Here is an 18,233-nt window from a genome sequence, read left to right on the forward strand (position 1 = left end):
CCCTTTATTCTCGTGGAGGGGGCGCGGCCCAAAAGACAGCAATCGTGAAACGACAGGGCAGACGGCAAGGGTAACACCGTGATCGAAAGAAAAGCCAGAATTTTCAACATACAAAAGTACAATATGTATGACGGTCCGGGCATACGTACCCTGGTTTTTTTCAAGGGTTGCCCACTGCGCTGCCGGTGGTGTTCCAACCCTGAAAGCCAGACCCGCCGCTATGAAGTCATGTTCAAGAAGGACGTGTGCATCAACTGCGGCGCCTGTGTGGCCGTCTGTCCCGTGGGCATCCACAGCATGACCAACGCAGGGGCCTGCCATGTGGTGGACAGAACCAAGGACTGCATCAACTGCGGCAAGTGCGTGCATGCTTGTCCCGAAGCGGCCCTGGCCATTGCCGGGGAACAGAAAGGCATTTCAGAACTGCTTGAAGTGGTGGAACAGGATTGGCTTTTTTATGAAAACTCCGGCGGCGGCGTCACGGTGGGCGGCGGCGAACCCCTGGCGCAGCATGAGGCCGTGGCAAACCTGCTGCTGGCCTGTCGGCACAAGGGCATCCACACCGCTATGGAGACTTCGGGCTACGCCAAGCTTGACGTGATCCGCGACATGGCAGACGTGTGTGATCTTTTTCTCTTCGATATCAAGTACATGGACGCCGACAAGCATTACGAGCTCACCGGCGTGCGCAATGAGGCCATCCTGACCAACCTGAAGTGGCTGCTTGAAAACGGCTCCAACGTGAACATCCGCATGCCCCTGCTCAAGGGCTATAATGATGACGATGCCGAAATACACGCCGTAGGCCGCTTTTTGAGCGGCCATGCCCACAGAAAAAATTTCAAGGGCATCGACCTGCTGCCCTACCACAAGATGGGAGTGAGCAAGTACGCCCAGATCGACGTGGAATATCCCATCAAGGACAACCCCGTTCTGGACGACGCCGACTTGCAGCGCATTGAGAATATTCTCAAAGGCTACGGCCTGGCCGTGAAGGTCATCAAACACTAATCACGGCCCAAATTCAGGAGAAAGCCATGCTGGCACTGGGACTCATAGAAACCAAGGGGCTCATAGGAGCCATTGAGGCGGCGGACGCCATGCTCAAGGCGGCGGATGTGCGCCTGCTGGAAAAATCCCTGGCTACCGGCGGCCTTGTGACCATCACCGTAGCTGGCGAGGTTGCCGCTGTGCAATCGGCGGTGGATGCGGCGCGGGCGTCCCTGTCCCGTCTTGAAGGGGCCGTGTGCGTATCCTGCCACGTCATTCCCCGCCCGGACAGCGGCCTTGAGAGCATTCTGCTGCTCCAGCCCGGCGGGCAAAGCCCGGCGGCTCCGGCCAACGCGGCCCCTGCTGCCGCCAAAAACGCGCCCAAGACCGTAGCCGTTGAAACCGAAGTTATTGAAATTGTAGAAATAGTGGAAGAAACCCCGGCCCCCGCAGCCCCGAAAGGCGGCGCGAAGGCCAACACAGGAACAAAGGCAGCCGCCCACGGGCAGGAAGCCTATGATCCCGAAAAATGCAAAGCCATGAGCATGAACAAACTTCGTCAGCTTGCCCAGACCATGAAGGTTGATCTCAGCCGTGAGCAGATCGCCTCAGCCAACAGGCAAACCCTGATGAACGCCATCGACCGGGCGGCACGGAAGGAAAAGGAGTAAAACATGGTTGATAAGGATTTACTCTCCATTCAGGAGGCCCGCGCCCTTGTACGCGCGGCGCGCAAAGCTCAGCCCGAATTCGCGCAATTGAGCCAGGACCGCGTGAACGAGGTTGTCAGGGCCGTGTCCGAAGCCACGGCTGCCCAGGCTGAAACCCTGGCCAACATGGCTGTGGAAGAAACCGGCTTCGGCAAGCCCCAGGACAAAAAGATCAAGAATCTGCTCGCCAGCGAAAAGGTCTATGCCTGCATCAAGGACATGAAGACCATAGGCGAACTGCATTCCGACCCGGTCAGCAAGATTGTGGAAATCGCCGTGCCCGTGGGCGTCATTGCCGGTATTGTGCCCTCCACCAATCCCACGTCCACGGTTATCTATAAATCGCTTATCGCGCTCAAGGCGGGCAATGCCATTGTCTTCACCCCGCACCCCAGCGCCCGCAACTGCATCGCCAAAACCGTGGAGATCATCCAGAGCGCCCTGCGTTCCTGCCATGTGTCCCCCGATCTTGTGAGCAGCATCAGCATGCCTTCCATCGAAGGCACCAATGAGCTCATGAAGATCAGCGACCTTATCCTGGCCACCGGCGGCCCCGGCATGGTCAAGGCCGCGTACAGCTCCGGCACGCCCGCTCTGGGCGTGGGCGCTGGCAACGTGCCTGCCTACATCGAACGCAGCGCCAACGTCGAAGACGCCGTGACCAAGATCATGAGCAGCAAAACCTTTGACAACGGCACCATCTGCGCTTCGGAGCAGTCCGTCGTCACCGACGCCTGCATTGCCGACAAGGTGCGCGCCACTATGGAAGCCCAGGGCTGCTACTTCCTCGCTGGCGACAAGCTCGCCAAGGTAAAGCAGGTCATGGAGCGCGGCAACGGCAGCATGAACCCCGCCATCGTGGGCCGCGACGCCCTGAGCATCGCGCGGATCGCTGGCATCGAAGTGCCGCAGGGCACCCGCCTGCTGGTTTCCGACGAAAAGGGCGTTGGCCCCAAGTATCCCTTCAGCAAGGAAAAGCTCACCGCCCTGTTGGGATTCTATGTGGTTGAAGACTGGCGTGAAGCCTGCGAACTGTGCATCGCCCTGCTGCACAACGGCGGCGTGGGGCATTCCCTGGCCATCCATTCGCAGAATGAAGAAGTCATCCGCGAATTCGGACTCAAAAAGCCCGTTTCGCGCATGCTTGTGAACACTCCCTCGACCCAGGGGGCCGTGGGCATTTCCACAGGGCTCTTCCCCTCCTTCACCCTGGGCTGCGGCGCGGTGGGCGGCAGTGCAACGTCCGACAACGTGACGCCCCTGAATCTCCTCAACGTGCGCCGCGTGGCCTATGACCTGCACTCGCAGGGCTGCGCATGCGCAACCCCCGCCTCGTGCGGCGTTTCCACCGTGGCGGGCATCTCCCCCTCTGGATCTCCGGCGGGGGGCTATCCGCCTTCCGCCGGTCTTTCCGGCTGCTGCCACCACGGCGCCAGCCATGATGCCGTGGTGGCCCCGCAAGCTGCCGCAGCAGCGGCCGTGGGCGGTCTGGACATCAACGCCGTCACGGAAATGATCGTGGCGGAGCTGAAAAAGGTTTTATAAGCCCCGGCCCGGCCATGCCGCAGCCGCCAAACCAGCAATTTAAAAAATTATTTAAGAAATCTAAGGAGATACCGCTATGACCAACTCATCCAACGCCCTTGGCATGATTGAAACCCGTGGTCTCGTCGGCGCTGTTGAAGCCGCTGATGCCATGGTCAAGGCCGCCAACGTCACCCTTATCGGCCGCAGCCAGGTGGGCGGCGGTCTTGTCACCGTCATGGTGCGCGGCGATGTGGGCGCGGTGAAGGCCGCTACCGACGCCGGCGCTGCCGCCGCCAAAAAAGTTGGCGAGCTCGTCAGCGTGCACGTCATCCCCCGCCCCCACAGCGAAGTGGAGATGATCCTGCCCAAGCGCGAAGGCTAGTTTACCCCTTACCCACACACCCGGCCCCGGCGGCGCACGGACCCTACTCCGTTCGCCGCCGGGCGGTGGAGCCGAGATGAATACGCAGATGAACGAGCAAGTCCTTAAAGATATTCTGGCTGGCGTGGTGCGCAGGGTGCTGACCCAGGAATGTGCAGACTCCCCTGCCGCCGCAATGAATGCCGGGCCCATTCCGGTAGAAATTTCCGCCCGCCATGCCCATTTGAGCGTGGCAGACGCCATGACGCTTTTTGGCGAGGCCCTGCGTCCCGACAGGCCGCTTTCGCAGCCTGGACAGTTTTTGAGCACCGGCCGCGTGCGCCTGATCGGCCCCAAGGGCGTCATGGACAATGTGGCCGTGCTTGGCCCGGCCCGCAGCGTTTCGCAGGTGGAAATATCCCGCACGGACGCGCGCTCCCTGGGCATCAACCCGCCCGTCCGCCAGAGCGGCGACATTGACGGCACGCCGGGCATCATCCTGGCGTCGTCCACAGGCATTGTGGGGCTGGAATGCGGCGTCATCGTGGCTTCGCGCCACATCCACATGCACACGGACGACGCCCGCCGCTTTGGCCTCAAAGACAAGGACATGGTCGACGTGCGGCTTGAAACCGAGCGCCCGATGATTCTTGAAAACGTGCTGGTGCGCGTCAGCGACGACTTCAAGCTGGCCATGCACATTGACGCCGACGAAGGCAACAGCTCCGGCTGGAAGCCCGGCACAACCGGAACCATCATTGGAATAAGCAGAGGCTAGCCATGGACTTTACCGCCGCTGACAAGCTTATGGAGACCCTTGAAAAGTGCCGCGAAAAGCCCCGCAAGGTCACGCCTTCGGAGCCGCTTTATGTGGGCGTGGACCTGGGCACGGCCTATATTGTCGTGGTGGCGGTCAATGCCAAAAAACAGCCTGTGGCCTGCGCCATGCGCTTTGCCCAGGTGGTCAGGGACGGCCTTATCGTCGATTACACGGGCGGCCTGCGCATCGTGCGCGAGCTTACCGAGGAACTGGAAGAAAAGCTGGGCCGCAAGCTTGAAAAAGCCGCCATCGCCGTGCCCCCCGGCACCAGCGAGCGCGACTGCGCAACCCACCGCCATGTGGCCGAAGGCGCGGGCTATCAGGTGACGGCCCTGCTGGACGAACCCACTGCGGCCAACAGCGTGCTTAACGTGCGTGACGGGGCCATTGTGGACATCGGCGGCGGCACCACGGGCATTGCGGTGCTTGAGGGCGGCAAGGTCGTCTATGTGGCGGACGAGCCCACCGGCGGCACCCATGTGAGCCTTGTGCTGGCGGGCAACTACGACATCAGCTTTGAAGAGGCCGAAGACCTGAAAAAGGACAAGGCCCGGCAAAAGGAAATCCTGCCCGTGGTGCGGCCCGTCATTGAAAAGATGGGTTCCATCATCCACAGGCATGTGCAGGGGCGCAACGTGTCGGCACTCTATCTTGTCGGCGGCACCTGCTGCCTGCCCGGTATGGAAGAAGTCATCCAGAAGTACACCGGCGTGCCCACGTTCAAGCCTGCCAACCCTTTTTTAGTGACGCCCCTTGGCATCGCCCTCAACTGCACGGACTAGCATCATATGGAAGCCAAGCTGAAAGATACTGCCGTAACAACGGACACGCAGGCTCTCATTGATGCCGTGGTGCAGCGCGTACTGGCCCAACTTGCCGCTGCCCCCCATGGCGACAAGTTGGCCAGTGCGCCGACGGTTGAAATTCTGGCTCCGGCCGATGACAAGCTGGCGCACGAGGTTGCGTCGCGTCTTCCCGGAGCGCGGGTGCGCTTTGAAACCGCGAACCAGACGGAAGAAGCGGCGTTCTACGTCCTGCCGGAGCTTGGCTGTTCCGACATGGCCGACCTGGCACAGGGCAGGGCCTCAAGCATTGCCCTGCGTAAGGTGCTGGAACTGCTGCTCAAGGGTAAGGAAGTGCGCGTGCTGGGTTTTGCCTACCGCGCCTATGCGGAAACGGCTCCCTACGCCCTGATGCAGATGTATGAAGCGTACGAGGCCGCGCTTGCGGGTTTTGGCCTGACGGAGCTTGCGCCGCCCCCGGCAAAAGCCGCCAGTCTGCGCCAGAGCCTTGTAACGGCAGACCATGTGGCAGAGGCCGCCAGGACAGGCGCGCAGACGCTGCGCGTGCCCCGCAAGGCGGTGGTGACGCCCCTGGCCCAGGAGGCCGCGGACAGTCACCATATGACCATTTTGAAAAATCTGTAGGTGTCGCATGCTGATAGGCATTGTTGTAGGCAACGTCTGGGCCACCCGTAAGGAAGATTCCCTCAATGGGCTGAAGCTCATGGTAGTACAGCGGCTTGATCTCGCCCACAACAAGCTGGCCGAAAGCTTTGTGGCGGTTGACTGTGTGGGCGCGGGCATAGGCGAACGGGTGCTCATCACCACCGGCAGTTCTGCCCGCAAGGCGCTCTACAATCAGGAATCGCCCGTTGATGCCGCCATAGTGGGCATTCTCGACCAGGAAGAAATGATGGGCAAAAAGCCGGAGAGCGAATAGGCCATGGATACTCTTGGCATTGTGGACAGCCGCAGCATAGCCGCCGGGGCCGAAATTACCGACGCCATGCTCAAGGCAGCGCCCGTTGCCCTCATACGGGCATCGGTGATCTGCGCAGGACGCCTGATCATTCTGGTGGAAGGCGACCGCGAGGCTGTGGAAACGTCTGTGCGCGCTGCCGAGGACACGGGCTTTCACCTGGCCGGGCGCTACGTCATTTCGCCGGTTTCGCCCCAGGTGCAGGCAGCCCTGCGCCGCCAGCCCGCGCAAAGCGCTGGCAGGGCTATGGCCGTTGTGGAGTGTCGCAATGCGGCCGACGGCATCATGGCCGCCGACGTGGCCGTTAAAAAAGCTGCTATCAGTCTGATGCGCCTTGTCATGGGCCAGGGCATCGGCGGCAAATCGTATTTTGTGCTGACGGGCGATGTGGCCTCTGTGCGCGAAGCCGCACAGGCTGCCGCCGACGCGCTGGGCAAGAGCCTGCAACAGATGGCGGTCATACCCCAGCCCGATGCGGAACTTATAAAGGCATTTACAGGCACGGGCCACTAGAGCAGATAAACTATGGGAATATATACATTCTCAAAGTTTAAGGCACGCTCGCTTCGGCGTTTAACCGCGCAGATAAACTGCGCTTACGCCTCCGTAGCGAACGTCTGCTCACGCAGCCGCCAGAGCACGATAAGAGCAATTTAAAAGTTAAATTGCTCCAGAGCGGCTACCATAAAACCCGCCCCGCGCGGGCCTGAGAGGTACTTATGAGCAAGACTTTGATAACTGTGGACAACCTGCAGGACTACGTTACCGGCAACCGCCTGACAATGGACGGCTCCAAAATCCTCACTGCCGGAGCGCGTGACGAGCTGACCAGACGCGGCATTGAAATAACCTGGGCCGATGCCCCGGCAGAGTCCTGCTGCGGCTGCTGCGGCGGCGACCACAAGGCCGAAAACGCCACTGCCTGCCACAGCCCCGAACAGGAAGAGCTGCTCATCGGCGTGGCCGCCATCATCAAGGAACACTACAATATTACCGATCCCGAAGAGTTGCGGAAGGTCACGCTGGAAACCGTGGCCGCCATCAACGGTGGGTTCAAATAACAACAACCATCCCGGGTCAGCGCCCGGGGCGGGAAAATTCCGGCGCGGCGCGCGACGCCCGCTGTAAACGATTTTCGGGTCTGCCCCGAAAAACAACCCCTTGAGGTAAGGAGACGACAATGGCGATGATGACTGACGCTTTGGGAATGATTGAAACCCGTGGTCTGGTGGGCGCTGTGGAAGCTGCTGATGCTATGGTGAAGGCTGCCAACGTGACCCTGATCGGCCGCGAACAGGTGGGTTCCGGTCTTGTGACCGTTATGGTGCGCGGCGATGTGGGCGCAGTGAAGGCCGCTACCGACGCTGGCGCTGCCGCCGCTTCGCGTGTGGGCGACCTTGTGAGCGTGCACGTGATCCCCCGCCCTCACGAAGAAGTGGAAATGATTCTGCCCAAATGCAAGTAAGGCCGTGCAAGGCTTTACTGACCAAGCTCACACGACGGTGACGCGGGGGCGAACTGCTCCGCCCCCGCGAATACCCCGGAGGACAACGTGACCCAGTTTTACGGAAAGACAAAGATCTGCTACGGCCCCTACGCACTGGAAACTCTTGAAAGTTTTCCGGCAAGTCACGCCTTTGTGGTAACCGATCCCTTTATGGTCAAAAGCGGTTTTGCCAATCAGGCGGTCAGCCACCTGAAACGCAAGGGCATAAGCTTTGACATTTTTTCCGGCGTGGAGCCAGACCCCACGCTGCAGGCCGTGGTGGAAGCCACGGGGCTTTTTCTGCGCAGCAAGGCCGACATGATCCTCGCCCTTGGCGGCGGTTCCGCCATTGATATGGCCAAGGCCATATCCTACTTCGGCCGCAAGGCCGACCAGAACAGAAAAACCCTGCTGGTGGCCATTCCCACCACCAGCGGCACCGGCTCGGAAGTGACCTCCATCGCCGTCATCACCGACAAGGTGAACGCGGTCAAAATCCCGCTGAACGACGAACTGCTCATCCCCGATGCCGCCATTCTTGACGCGCGCTTTACCCGCACGGTGCCGCCGCAGGTGACGGCCTCCACGGGCATGGACGTGCTCACCCACGCGGTCGAGGCCTACACCTCCCGCCACAGCAATGTTTTTACGGCCATCTACGCCGAAAGGGCCATCCGCAACGTCTTTTCCTATCTGCACCGCGCCTATTCGCAGGGCGACGACATGATAGCCAGAGACAACATGCTCATCGGCTCCTGCATGGCTGGCCTTGCCTTCACCAACAGCGGCCTTGGCATCACGCACAGCATGGCCCACAGCCTGGGCGGCCTGTTCCATATTCCTCACGGTCTGGCCAACGCCGTTCTGCTGCCTGTGGTCATTGATTTCAACAGCTTTGACGCTGGCGTGAAGTACCGTGAAATCGCCGAAATGGTCGGCCTGCCCGCCGCCACGGTGGAAGAAGGCACGAGAAACCTTGTGAGCGCCGTACGCGACCTCAACGCTTCCATGGGCATTCCGGCCCACGTGCGCGAACTCAAGGTCAATGAAAGCGAATACCGCAAGAGCCTGGACGCCATGGCGGCCAACGCTCTTGAAGACATCTGCACTGAAAGCAACCCGCGCATGCCCTCTCACGACGACATCGTCAAACTGCTGGAAAGCGTCTGGTAGTCGTGCGCAGAAGTGCACAGATTTTGTCCATAGTAGTGACGTGATTTTCACTGCGGGGACAGCCCGCGCAAAAACCCGGGGCATGGGGAAACGCTGATTTATTCCGTTTGGCGGCGTTGCTTCACTTTTTTTGAAACAGTCGAGGACGGAAGAGTCCACTCCTGCTTCAAAAAAAGATCGCGCCTTGCCAAACGAAACAACTGCGCGTTTCCAGGAGGCTCTTTAATCAGTGCTTCCTTAAATGCTCCAGACAGTGCCAGAGCGCTTTTAAGTTGAAACTGCTCTAAAATACTCCAAGAGGATGTCATGGGAAAAGCAATTGTGGACGCCATACGCCAGGCCGGCGTTGTGGGCGCAGGCGGGGCGGGACTGCCCACCCATGTGAAGGCCGACGCCACGGCGCAGACAGTGCTGGTCAACGGCGCAAGCTGCGAACCGCTGCTCATGAGCGACCCTTATCTGATGGAAGAGAGGGTGGACGTCATGCTGCGCGGTCTTGAAGCCATGATGGAATGCACCGGCGCGGGCAAGGGCATCGTCTGCCTCAAGGGCAAGCACGCCGCAGCCATGAAAAGCGTGCGCGAGGCCGTGGCCCGCCGGGGAAGCCGTTTTGAAGCTTTTGAGATGGGCGATTTCTACCCCGCCGGCGACGAACAGGTCATGGTCTATGAAGTGCTGGGCGGCATTGTGCCCGAACGCGGCATTCCTTTGCAGATCGGGGCCGTGGTCAGCAATGTGGAAAGCCTTTACAACATAGCTCACGCGCTGGACGGCAAGCCCGTGACCCACCGCTATCTTACGGTGGGTTGTGAAGTGGCCCGCCCCATGGTGGTGCGCGTACCTGTGGGCACGCGTGTTTCCGAGGTGCTCAATTTTGCGGGCGGCCCCACCATCAGCGAATACCGCGTGGTGGACGGCGGCCCCATGATGGGCCGCGTGCTGCCCGACGCGGAACAGCCCGTCACCAAGACCACAAGCGGCCTTCTGGTGCTGCCGGTCGACCACAATGTGGTGGCTCGCAAGGTTATGGACCCCCATACGCTCAAGCGTCTCACCAATACGGTGTGCTGTCAGTGCTCGCAGTGTACGGACCTCTGCCCCCGCAGCCTGCTTGGGCACAGCCTGCATCCGCACAAGCTCATGCGCGTGCTGGACGGCCAGACCGTCGACAGCCCCATTGCCAGGGAAGCGCTGCTTTGCTCCGAATGCGGCATCTGCGAAAAATTCGCCTGCCCCATGGGCATTTCGCCGCGCGAAGTCAACGCCATGCTGAAAAAGGAACTCATGCAGGCTGGCGTCAAATGGGAATACGACGGTCGTCCGCTGACTGCTTCACGCTTCCGCGACGAAAGACGCATCCCCACCAGCAGCCTTGTGCGTCGCCTTGGCCTTGCGGGCTATGAAGCCCACCCGCCCTTTGCGGGCGACTTTGAGCCTTCGGAAGTGCGCATTCCCCTGCGCCAGCACATCGGCGCTCCCGCTGCCGCTGTGGTGAGCGTGGGACAGAGCGTCAATGTGGGCGATCTTATCGGCGAAATTCCCGAAGGGGCCATGGGCGCGCGCGTTCACGCCAGCATCAGGGGCGCCGTCAGCGCTGTTGAAAACGGCATAATCACCATCAGGGCCTGAGGGGTAAGGGCATGAAATTACGGACTATCGGCTGTGTTGAACTGAACAGCATAGGCATGGGCATGCAGACGGCGGACGAAATGGTCAAGGCCGCCAATGTGGAACTGGTTCTGGCCAAGACCACCTGCCCCGGCAGATATCTTATCATCATCACCGGCGACACCGGAGCCGTCACCAGTTCCGTCAACACCGGCCTTGCGCTGGGCGCGGATATGGTGGTGGACAGCTTTATCATCCCCAATGTGCACGAGGACGTTGTCCCGGCCATGAACGGCACCGCCATTCAGGGACGCATCAACGCCATTGGCGTCATCGAGACCTATACGGCGGCCTCCTGTGTGCTGGCTGCCGACGGCGCGGCCAAGGCGGGCGACGTTCGCCTGCTTGACCTGCGGCTTTCCGCCGGGCTTGGCGGCAAGGCCTTTGTGGTCATGACGGGCGAAGTCAGCGCGGTGCAGTCTTCTGTGGATGCCGGGGTGGCCAATGTTTCCGGGGGCAGCCCGGTGGTCAGCAAGATCGTCATTCCCTCGCCCAGCGAGGAACTGAAAAAGCACCTGCTGTAGCCGCAATACAGGAAAAAACGCGGGGACAGACGCTTTGCCTGCTGCTGACGGATTGAACACGGGCAGGCAGATCAGGTCGCCCGTGAAACCCGCCCGCTGCGGTGAATGGACAGCAAAGCAGCGAAAGGCATACGCCTCAAGCATCACGAGGAGGGCCAGATGGAAGAAACCAAGCAACGCATCATACAGGAGTATGTGCCGGGCAGGCAGATCACTCTGGCCCACCTTATTGCCAGTCCGCAAAAAGGCATCTACCTCAAGCTGGGGCTGGACGACGCGCAGGCCACGGCCATCGGCATACTGACCATCACTCCCTGCGAGGGCGTCATCATCGCGGCGGACATAGCCACCAAGGCCGCAAGCGTGGACATCGGCTTTCTGGACCGCTTTGGCGGCTCCCTGCTGATAACGGGCGACGTGGCCAGCGTTGAAGCGGCCCTGCGCGAGGTGCTGCGCTATTTTGGCAATGTGCTGCACTACGACCTTACCGAAATGACCAGGTCCTGAGGCCATAATGCGCCGCATCATGCTTTTGGGCGAACGAGGCGCGGGCAGGCGCAGTCTTGCCCGCGCCCTCGGCCATGCGCCTGCCTTCATGCCGCAGCCAATGGCTGTGGAATTCGCCGGGCGCTTTGTGCTTCCTCCGCCGGAGTTTCTGGAAAACAGGCGCTTTTACCGCGCGCTCATCACCGTGTCCGTGGATTGCGAAACCATGCTGTTCATACAGGACGCCACGCGGCGCACCTCGGCCTTTCCGCCAGGGTTTGCCCGCATTTTCAACCGGCATGTGGCGGGCATCATCACCAAGACGGATATGCCCGAAGCGTCCATTGAACGCGCCACGCGCTTTCTCGAGAACGCCGGACTCCAGAAAATCTACGCCCTCAGCGCCCTCAGCGGCGAAGGACTGGACACCCTGCGTCAGGATGAACCCGCGCTGTTCGCCTGACGCTGCCCCTGATCTGTCACTTATACCGCCCCTTATACCTCCCCTTCTGCCTTTCAGAAACGCTCCAACGGCGCTTCTGTTTTACATAAAGAGAGCCGACGTCTTCTGACGTCGGCTCCCGTTTTGTGACAGGCTGTATACAATACTGCACTCCGTGCCTCAGCACGATCAGGAAATGCCTCACTACGCGCCGATCATGCTTTGCAGCCAGGCGACGAATCCCACGATACGCGGGCGGTGCACGTCTTCACGGCGCAAGGCGATATGATAGCTTTGCGTGGCCAGCAGTTCTTCCCTGAACGGGGCCACCAGCCTTCCCGCCGCCAGTGCCGCGCTGACAAGCTGCTTTCGCCCGAGGGCGACGCCCAGGCCGTTTTCTGCGGCCATGGCCGCCAGTTCCGACCTGTCAAAGCTATACCCGCTCTGAACGTTCAGCCCCGTAACGCCGCACTTTTCGGCCCAGCGCTGCCACTCATCATAATATTGGCTGTTGGGCCAGGGCGTGTTGTCGTGCAGCAGCAGGCACTCCTTGAGGCCGTCCTTGCCTTTTTCGGGCAGTCGCATGGCTGTGGCATATTCCGGCGAGCACACAGGCAGCACAAATTCCTGCATCAGGGGAATGACATGCAGACGCGAGTCCGACACGTCGCCATAAAAAATGGCGATATCCACCGAATCCGTCTCAAAATCCACCAGATCATTACGGCAGCGCAAGTGCACCTCCACACCGGGGTGCAGCGCCCTGAAGTCGCAAAGCCGCGGCACAAGCCATGTTCCAGCCAAAGACGGCGGGCAGTGCACCATAAGCGTGCCCGTCAGACCCAGATGGCGTATCCGCCGTATTTCATTCTCAAGATCCCACACAGGCCTTTGCAATATATCATAGAGGCGCTCGCCCTCGCCTGTCAGCGTGAGCCTGCGCGGGAACCGGTGAAAGAGCGGAAAGCCAAGCGCGTCTTCAAGCTGGCGAATGCGGTGGCTCACAGCGCCCTGCGTGACGCACAGATCCGTCGCGGCCCTGGTAAAACTCAGATGCCGCGCCGCCGACAAAAAAAAGGGCACGGCTGGCATGACGTCAAGAAGAACGGCCATATCCATGGATTAGTTTTCCTAATGCGTACGTGAAAGATTTTCGTTTGTCGTCATCACAGAAATACACCAATGTGCATAAACAGGTAGAATCATACCCATACGTATCAAGTGCAAACCCTTTTTGGAGCGCCCCCCCATGAGCCCATATAACGCATTAGAAAATTTAGTACAAGAATATCCCCTGCTGCGCCAAATGGCCGCAGGCGAACCCGTGTGCTGGACAAACCCAGCACTGCGCCCTTTTGTCGAAGCCGCGATCGATAACCCCTTTGGGCTTGAAGACGCGCTGGACGCCATGACCAGGCTTGAGCGGTTTGCGCCCTACATTGCGCAGGTTTTTCCTGAAACCGCCAAAAGCGGCGGCATCATTGAATCCCCCGTGCGTGAAGTGCCCGCCATGCGGGCGCGGCTGGAAGAACTGTGGAGCCTCCCCCTGCAGGGCAGGCTTTTTCTCAAGCTGGACAGCCAGTTGCCAGTGTCCGGCTCCATCAAGGCGCGCGGCGGATTTTACGAAGTGATGGCCCTGGCGGAACGCCTTGCCCTCAAAACCGGCATTCTCAAGCCCGGCGACTGCTACAGCAAGCTTGCCACGCCCGAGGCCAAGGAGGCCTTTGGCAAATATTCGCTCGCGGTGGGCTCCACGGGCAACCTTGGCCTTTCGGTGGGCCTTATGGGCGCGGCCCTGGGCTTTAAAACCACCGTGCACATGTCGGGCGACGCCCGCCAGTGGAAAAAGGACCTTTTGCGCCAGCGCGGCGTCACCGTGGTGGAATATCCCGAAGACTACAGCAAGGCTGTGGCGGCCGGGCGCGCCCTGGCGGCTACCGATCCTTTCTGCCACTTTGTGGATGATGAAAGCTCGCGCGACCTTTTTCTTGGTTACGCGGTGGCCGGGCTTCGCCTCAAGCAGCAGCTCAAGGACGCGGGCATCCGCCCCGATGCGGAGCATCCCCTGTGCGTCTATCTGCCCTGCGGCGTGGGCGGCGGCCCTGGCGGCGTGACCTTTGGCCTCAAACTGGCCTTCGGGGATGCGGTTTCCTGCTATTTTGCGGAGCCGACCCAGGCGCCCGCCGTCATTCTGGGCCTCATTACCGGCCGCGACGACGCCATTTCCGGCCAGGATCTGGGCCTGCCGGGCAAGACCGCCGCTGACGGCCTTGCCGTTTCGCGCCCTTCAGCCCTGGTGTGCCGCGCCATGCGCTCCCTTGTGAGCGGATTGTACACCATGCGCGACGAAACCCTTTACCTGCTTTTGCACCACTTGTTCCAGACTGAGGGCATCTTTCTCGAGCCTTCAGCCCTGGCCGGTTTTCCCGGCGTGCGTCACGTTGCGCACGGCGGCTTTGGCCCGCACCCGCATGCGGCGCAAGGCACACATCTTGTCTGGTGCACGGGCGGCAGCCTTGTGCCCGAACAGGAACGACAAACATATCTGGCCATGGGAGAAAAAAGCGCTGCCGAGGCGACGCCGTACTGAATCTCACCATGCTTTTCTGACACTCAAGCAGGGTACGAATGAAATGCGTTAACTGCTCTGCAAGGATTTTCTTGAAAACCCTTGTCACGAAATGCGAGTAGGCAGGCTTTTGCCTGCCGTAAGCGAGCATTTCAAGTGTTAATTGCTCTAACGTGGAGGTGCGTATGCTGGATATCCTGATAAAAAACGCCCGCATTCTTGATGGAACGGGCAACCCCTGGCAACCCGGCGATGTGGCCATACAGGACGGGCGCATCGCGGCCATGGGCCGTGTGGAAGGCGAGGCGGCCCAAACCATTGACGCCGCCGGGCTCTTTTGCACGCCGGGGTTCATCGATCCTCACGGACATGACGAAGGCTATGCCCTCACCGATGAAGAAACCCATGCCAAACTTTCGCAGGGCGTAACCACGGATGTTTCCGGCAACTGCGGGCTGAGCCTGGCCCCGGTTTCGCCCGACCACGCGGCAGAACTGGCCGCTGCTATGGCGCTGCTCACCCCCCCAAAAAACCTCAAAGATTTTTCGACCTTTGATGATTTTCTGCGCGCCATGGAGGCGCGCCCCCACGCCATCAACCTGGCCTACCAGGTTGGGCACGGAGCCTTGCGTATTGCCGTTACGGGTATGGAGAATCGCCCCGCCACGGCTAAAGAGCTGGACGCCATGTGCGGCATGCTGCGTGAGGCTCTGCAAAGCGGAGCCGTGGGCATGTCCGTGGGCATGCTCTACCCTCCGGGAAACATCGCCACACAGGATGAACTTGTGGCCCTGTGCCGCATCCTGCGCGACTACGACCGCATCATGACCATCCACATCCGCGATGAGGCGGACAGGGTTGTGGAGTCGGTCAAAGAAGCCATCGACCTGGCGCGGCTTTCGGGCTGTTTTGTCAACATTTCGCACCACAAGGCGCTGGGGCTTTCCAACTGGGGCAAGGTCAATACCACCCTTGGTCTTATTGAAGAAGCCAATGCGCAAGGCGTGGCCGTGGGTTTTGACCAGTACCCCTACAACGCCAACTGCACCGGCCTCAACACCATTCTGCCGCCAAGCTACCTGCTGACCGATCAGACCGAGCTTGTCAGCAATCTGCGCACGAAGGAATTTCGCGAGCAGGTGCGGCACGCCATCATGAACCCCACAGAAATCTGGGACAACTACGCCCGCAACGTGGGCATGGACAGAACGCTTGTCATCAAGGCCGACGCCACCCCCGAGGCCGTGGGCATCCGCGTGTCGGAATACGCCGCCGCGCGCGGCCTGGAGCCTCTGGACGCAGCCTTCCAGCTGCTGGCGGACAATAATCTGGATGTGGTGGCCGTGTACTTCAGCATATCTGATGAAGATATCGCCACGGTCATGCGCAATATCAACGGCATGTTCGGCTCTGACGGCATTTACGTGCCCGGCGGCAAAAAGACGCACCCACGCATCATGGGCACCATGCCCAGAGTGCTGGGGCATTACGTGCGCGAAAAGGGCGTGCTGCGCCTTGACGAAGCCGTGCGCAAGATGACCTCCCTGCCCGCCCGGCGCATGCGTCTGGCCCGCAAAGGCCTGCTGCTGGAAGGCTATGATGCTGACATTGTGCTCTTTGACGCGGCAACGGTCACGGACACGGCCGACTTCATCAAGGACAGCTACGCCCCCAACCAGGGCATACGGCACGTCATCGTCAATGGCCGCATCGCCATGATGGACAACATATACACCGGCGCGGCATCCGGCAGGGTTTACCGGGCGCGCTGACGGGGGGAGGCGGCGGAGCGTGCTTCGCCGCCCTGCCCCTAAAAGGGCTTTTCGGTTTTTCCGGGGGCGGAGGAGCCGGAAGGCGCGGGGACTGGATTGAGGATGTAAAGGCAACGTCAACTGACATCAACGGAGGAGTTCTCCATGCCCAAGAGATGGAAATACCGGTATACCGTGCTGGTCATCATGTTCATGACCTATTTGCTCTGCTACATGGACCGCATGGTCATGGCCACAGCCATTCCCTTCATTGCGGACGAGTTTGGCCTGACCACCCTTGAAATGGGCGGCGTCATGAGCGCCTTCTTTTTCAGTTACGCCATCTTGCAAATTCCCGGCGGCATTCTTGCCGACCGCTTTGGCTCACGCCCGGTCATGGCCTTTGGCATAGCCTGGTGGTCCGTCTTCACGGCCCTGACGGCGGTGGCCAAAAGCCTGAATCCGCTGATTCTCATCCGTGTGGCCTTCGGCCTTGGCGAAGGCGTCTTTCCGCCTGCGGCGTTTAAAACCATCGCGGCGTGGTTTCCCAAAAAAGAAGTTGGCCGGGCCAATGGCTTCATGCTCACGACCAACTCGCTCGGACCCGCCCTGGCCCCGCTGTTCGTGGCTGGCGTGGTGGCGGCCTGGGGCTGGCGCAGCGTGTTTTTGAGCCTGCTTGTTCCCGGTCTTATCATTGCCCTGCTGGTGTGGGTTTTTGTGTCCAATACGCCGCAGCAGAGCAAACATATGAGCCAGGAAGAACTGGCTGACTACGAGGAGGACGAGGCCGCCGCACCCGCCGTCACGCACAAGCGCGGCATTGGCGATGTGGTCAGGATGCCCATTGTGTGGTGGTGCTTCTTCACCCTGTTTTTCTACAACATCGCCTTCTGGGGCATTGCAAGCTGGCTGCCCACATACCTGCTCAAATCGCGCGGGTTCAGCCTTTCGCAAATGGGCGTGGGGGCCTCGCTGCCCTTCTTTATGGGAACCATCGGCTTTTACCTCAGCGGCCACATTTCGGACAAATTCTTTCGCAATGCCCGCCAAATGCCCGTTGTGATCGGGGCTGTCATCGGGGCCATTTTCGTCTACCTCACGGCCATTGCGCCTTCGGGTAATCTTGCCATTGCCGCGCAGATGGTGGGCTTCTTCTTCATCACCATCGGCCTTTCAGCCATCTTCACCCTGCCCGTGGCCGTCATGCCCAAGGAAATGGTCGGTTCCGCAGCTGGCGTGGTCAATACGGCCGGGCAGATCGCGGGCTTTCTGTCGCCCCTGCTGGTGGGCTACATACTTTCGGTAACTGGCAACAACTATACCATCGTCTTCAACCTTTTTGTGGGCTGCCTTGCCATTGCCGCGCTGCTCTCTACGCGCATCAGGAAGGCGGCCGATCACTAGAGCATTTCGTGGCAAAGAATGTCGCGAAAAGTTATTTGCGACAGTTGATGACATCCGCTCACGTAGCAGGGCACTTTGAAAGGTACGCTGCCCATAAGCAGGTTCACGGCAACATGCCTGCCTGACAGCGCAAATATTCCGGCAAATCCATCCGCTGAAGTCCGGCTGGCCTGTTACTGCTCCCGTGATGCAGAACCAGACCGGAAAAACCAGCACCATTCCTTCGGGAATGGTGCTGGTTTCATTTTTGCGCCACGCGCCATGCTGTGCGTTGCCCCTCTGTCTGGGGCCCAGAACAAGGGGGGCATTTACGCGGCTGCAAGGCGCGGGTAACGAGACTGCGGGCGCGGGTAACGAGGTTGGGAGCGCGGATAAACAGGCACGTAGACCCCTGGCGAACGCCTGCGCGCGCTGCCGCCCAGCCATGGCAAAGTAATAAATATCCCCCGGCATAGCCGGGGGTTTTTCATATGCGCCTGTAAGGCTCTCTTACCAGCTGCGCCCTAGCAGGCGCATGCACGATCTGACATTTGCATTTCTGTTACTTGCGGCCCGTAAACG

Annotated in this window: 20 protein-coding genes; 19 read left to right on the top strand and 1 reads right to left on the bottom strand. The window is 60.3% G+C overall.

From position 1 onward, the window contains the following. Positions 1-78: 78 nt before the first annotated feature. The 16 genes from cutD to BCS36_RS13685 all read left to right on the top strand — a co-directional run bounded on the left by cutD (position 79) and on the right by BCS36_RS13685 (position 11,969). A complete protein-coding gene (gene cutD / locus BCS36_RS13610; protein ID WP_291303383.1) occupies positions 79-1,011 on the top strand; it encodes a choline TMA-lyase-activating enzyme in 933 nt (310 codons plus the stop codon). 26 nt (positions 1,012-1,037) lie between these two features. Beyond that, entirely contained in the window at positions 1,038-1,661 is a 624-nt protein-coding gene (locus BCS36_RS14195) for a BMC domain-containing protein (RefSeq protein WP_367209507.1), read from the top strand. Positions 1,662-1,664: 3 nt separating this feature from the next. Continuing rightward, positions 1,665-3,245 (top strand): acetaldehyde dehydrogenase (acetylating), encoded by a 1,581-nt coding sequence (locus BCS36_RS13620; RefSeq protein ID WP_291303384.1) that lies wholly within the window; start codon positions 1,665-1,667, stop codon positions 3,243-3,245. A 76-nt stretch (positions 3,246-3,321) separates the two neighbouring features. Next, the gene (gene eutM / locus BCS36_RS13625) at positions 3,322-3,609 is read left to right on the top strand and encodes an ethanolamine utilization microcompartment protein EutM (RefSeq protein WP_291303385.1); all 288 of its coding nucleotides are present in this window, start codon (positions 3,322-3,324) and stop codon (positions 3,607-3,609) included. A gap of 76 nt (positions 3,610-3,685) precedes the next feature. Continuing rightward, positions 3,686-4,366 carry a phosphate propanoyltransferase gene (locus BCS36_RS13630; protein WP_291303386.1) on the top strand — a complete coding sequence of 227 codons (681 nt, stop codon included), beginning with the start codon at positions 3,686-3,688 and terminating at the stop codon, positions 4,364-4,366. Between the two features lie 2 nt (positions 4,367-4,368). Beyond that, complete coding sequence (gene eutJ / locus BCS36_RS13635; RefSeq protein WP_291303387.1) at positions 4,369-5,190, top strand: ethanolamine utilization protein EutJ; 822 nt, start codon at positions 4,369-4,371, stop codon at positions 5,188-5,190. A gap of 6 nt (positions 5,191-5,196) precedes the next feature. Beyond that, positions 5,197-5,835: a hypothetical protein gene (locus BCS36_RS13640; protein WP_291303388.1), complete on the top strand. Its 639-nt coding sequence runs from the start codon at positions 5,197-5,199 to the stop codon at positions 5,833-5,835. A 7-nt stretch (positions 5,836-5,842) separates the two neighbouring features. Beyond that, positions 5,843-6,130: a EutN/CcmL family microcompartment protein gene (locus tag BCS36_RS13645; RefSeq protein ID WP_291303389.1), complete on the top strand. Its 288-nt coding sequence runs from the start codon at positions 5,843-5,845 to the stop codon at positions 6,128-6,130. A gap of 3 nt (positions 6,131-6,133) precedes the next feature. Continuing rightward, on the top strand, positions 6,134-6,682 hold the full coding sequence (locus BCS36_RS13650) for a BMC domain-containing protein (RefSeq protein WP_291303390.1): 549 nt from the start codon (positions 6,134-6,136) through the stop codon (positions 6,680-6,682). 206 nt (positions 6,683-6,888) lie between these two features. Then, positions 6,889-7,230, top strand: a complete 342-nt coding sequence (locus BCS36_RS13655; RefSeq protein ID WP_291303391.1) for a hypothetical protein — start codon at positions 6,889-6,891, stop codon at positions 7,228-7,230. Positions 7,231-7,355: 125 nt separating this feature from the next. Then, positions 7,356-7,634 carry a BMC domain-containing protein gene (locus BCS36_RS13660; protein ID WP_183720837.1) on the top strand — a complete coding sequence of 93 codons (279 nt, stop codon included), beginning with the start codon at positions 7,356-7,358 and terminating at the stop codon, positions 7,632-7,634. Between the two features lie 87 nt (positions 7,635-7,721). After that, positions 7,722-8,828 carry a 1-propanol dehydrogenase PduQ gene (locus BCS36_RS13665; RefSeq protein WP_291303392.1) on the top strand — a complete coding sequence of 369 codons (1,107 nt, stop codon included), beginning with the start codon at positions 7,722-7,724 and terminating at the stop codon, positions 8,826-8,828. Positions 8,829-9,134: 306 nt separating this feature from the next. Then, positions 9,135-10,457 (top strand): 4Fe-4S dicluster domain-containing protein, encoded by a 1,323-nt coding sequence (locus tag BCS36_RS13670; RefSeq protein ID WP_291303393.1) that lies wholly within the window; start codon positions 9,135-9,137, stop codon positions 10,455-10,457. Positions 10,458-10,468: 11 nt separating this feature from the next. Further along, the gene (locus BCS36_RS13675) at positions 10,469-11,020 is read left to right on the top strand and encodes a BMC domain-containing protein (protein WP_291303394.1); all 552 of its coding nucleotides are present in this window, start codon (positions 10,469-10,471) and stop codon (positions 11,018-11,020) included. A gap of 159 nt (positions 11,021-11,179) precedes the next feature. Continuing rightward, positions 11,180-11,527 (top strand): BMC domain-containing protein, encoded by a 348-nt coding sequence (locus tag BCS36_RS13680; RefSeq protein ID WP_291303395.1) that lies wholly within the window; start codon positions 11,180-11,182, stop codon positions 11,525-11,527. A 7-nt stretch (positions 11,528-11,534) separates the two neighbouring features. Continuing rightward, positions 11,535-11,969: a EutP/PduV family microcompartment system protein gene (locus BCS36_RS13685; RefSeq protein WP_291303396.1), complete on the top strand. Its 435-nt coding sequence runs from the start codon at positions 11,535-11,537 to the stop codon at positions 11,967-11,969. Between the two features lie 183 nt (positions 11,970-12,152). On the opposite strand, the gene BCS36_RS13690 is transcribed toward BCS36_RS13685, so the two are convergent. Continuing rightward, complete coding sequence (locus BCS36_RS13690) at positions 12,153-13,067, bottom strand: LysR substrate-binding domain-containing protein (RefSeq protein ID WP_291303397.1); 915 nt, start codon at positions 13,065-13,067, stop codon at positions 12,153-12,155. A 130-nt stretch (positions 13,068-13,197) separates the two neighbouring features. Between BCS36_RS13690 and BCS36_RS13695 the strand changes: the two genes are divergently transcribed. The 3 genes from BCS36_RS13695 to BCS36_RS13705 all read left to right on the top strand — a co-directional run bounded on the left by BCS36_RS13695 (position 13,198) and on the right by BCS36_RS13705 (position 17,672). Beyond that, positions 13,198-14,538: a D-serine ammonia-lyase gene (locus BCS36_RS13695; protein ID WP_291303398.1), complete on the top strand. Its 1,341-nt coding sequence runs from the start codon at positions 13,198-13,200 to the stop codon at positions 14,536-14,538. Positions 14,539-14,702: 164 nt separating this feature from the next. Next, positions 14,703-16,289 (top strand): amidohydrolase family protein, encoded by a 1,587-nt coding sequence (locus tag BCS36_RS13700; protein WP_291303399.1) that lies wholly within the window; start codon positions 14,703-14,705, stop codon positions 16,287-16,289. 144 nt (positions 16,290-16,433) lie between these two features. After that, positions 16,434-17,672 (top strand): MFS transporter, encoded by a 1,239-nt coding sequence (locus tag BCS36_RS13705; RefSeq protein ID WP_291303400.1) that lies wholly within the window; start codon positions 16,434-16,436, stop codon positions 17,670-17,672. The last annotated feature ends 561 nt before the right edge of the window (positions 17,673-18,233 follow it).

The organism is Desulfovibrio sp. MES5 (assembly GCF_002237645.1).
GTDB lineage: Bacteria > Desulfobacterota > Desulfovibrionia > Desulfovibrionales > Desulfovibrionaceae > Desulfovibrio.